The sequence below is a fragment of the Pseudoalteromonas phenolica genome (assembly GCF_005886345.1).
Taxonomy (GTDB): Bacteria; Pseudomonadota; Gammaproteobacteria; order Enterobacterales; family Alteromonadaceae; genus Pseudoalteromonas; species Pseudoalteromonas phenolica_A.
On the sequence record NZ_PNEC01000027.1, the window covers coordinates 1 to 1,336 of the forward strand.

Annotated in this window: 1 protein-coding gene; it reads left to right on the forward strand. The window is 37.8% G+C overall.

The genetic code is table 11. The features are described from left to right. Positions 1–507: 507 nt before the first annotated feature. Positions 508–1,143, forward strand: coding sequence for a hypothetical protein (locus CWB72_RS11885; RefSeq protein WP_138631634.1), 636 nt, complete (start codon positions 508–510; stop codon positions 1,141–1,143). The last annotated feature ends 193 nt before the right edge of the window (positions 1,144–1,336 follow it).

Here is a 1,336-nt window from a genome sequence, read left to right on the forward strand (position 1 = left end):
AATGTTCTGCTTAAAGCGGTAAATAACAATGCAAATTAAAACGCGGACAAAAAACAGTTGGCTTTGTTCGTACCTCACAAATTCTAGCCAACTATTTTTAGCCGTTTATTTGCGGCGTTATGCGTCACTTTAAATCGCTGTCTTTAAAACGGTTTTTACTTCAAGTCTTTTCTTCAAATCAGCTTTTAGGTACAGTGGCGTAATCAAATTTTAAGTTGGTCTTGGCTTTTCGTTTTTCAATTTAAGCTGTGACCAGAAAGGTCATTCACCATTAGAGCGCTTCTTTGCAATTTTTGGTTCGGTGAGTGTTTTTATAAATAAAAGTTTAGCTCGTTGGTGCAGGCGCAAGCGCTTTCAATTTTGAGTGTCAATGCATAACAAGGTCGTCAACGCGGACAAAAAACTGTTGGCTGTTACGCTTCGCTTCACATTTTAGCCAACAATTTTTGCCGGTTACAACGGCGTTATGCCTCTAAATGTCTTGATCTAGTAAATATGGAAGAATAATTGGTTATTAAGTGGTTTGATCATTTTAGCAATACAGATTTTTGGTCGTCTGTACCGATATTATTGAGCGCTATAGTCGTGTCAGCTGTAGGCATTTATATTGCCAAATACCTTAATAAAAAAGCCGAAAACCTAGCGACTAAAGAAGATTTTGATATGTTATTAGAACAAGTTAAAGAATCTACGATAGTTACTGAGAGTGTAAAGGTAAAATTAGCTGAAGCAGGCTGGCTAAATCAACAAGGTTGGAATATAAGAGAAAAGTACTATACGTCTTTATTGATTGAACTTAATTCCTTTGCTGAAGCTTTAGGTGAAGAACTTGAAAGTAGAAAGTTTCGAAAGCTATTACATCAGGAAAAAGATGCGTCTCTGGCTGATATTGGCATGCTACTAAAAAGTAGTAAAAACCATATCAGGGAGTTGCGAATTTTACAGGGGCCTGCCCAGATGGTTATCTCTGAGGAGGTTTCGTCGATGCTAAATGAGTTACATTTTCGTATTTGGGAAGTTCAAAAAGACGAAGAGCTTGTGGACCGTATTGAACATATTTTGCACTTACAAGCAGATATTCAAAGTGTTCAAAAAACCTTAACTAGTGAGGCGCGAGATGCACTCATTCGGAAAAATATATAAGCATAACAAGGCGCTCAAGCAAGGACGGGCTAACGCCCGCCGCTTAGCTTAGCGTTATGCGTCATTTCAATAAACTGAATCTAAATCGGTTTTTGCCTCAAGCCTTTTCTTCAAATCAGCTTTTAGGTACAGTGGTGCAATCAAGTTTTAAGTTGGTCTTGGCTTTTCGTATTTCAATTTAAGCTGTGACCAG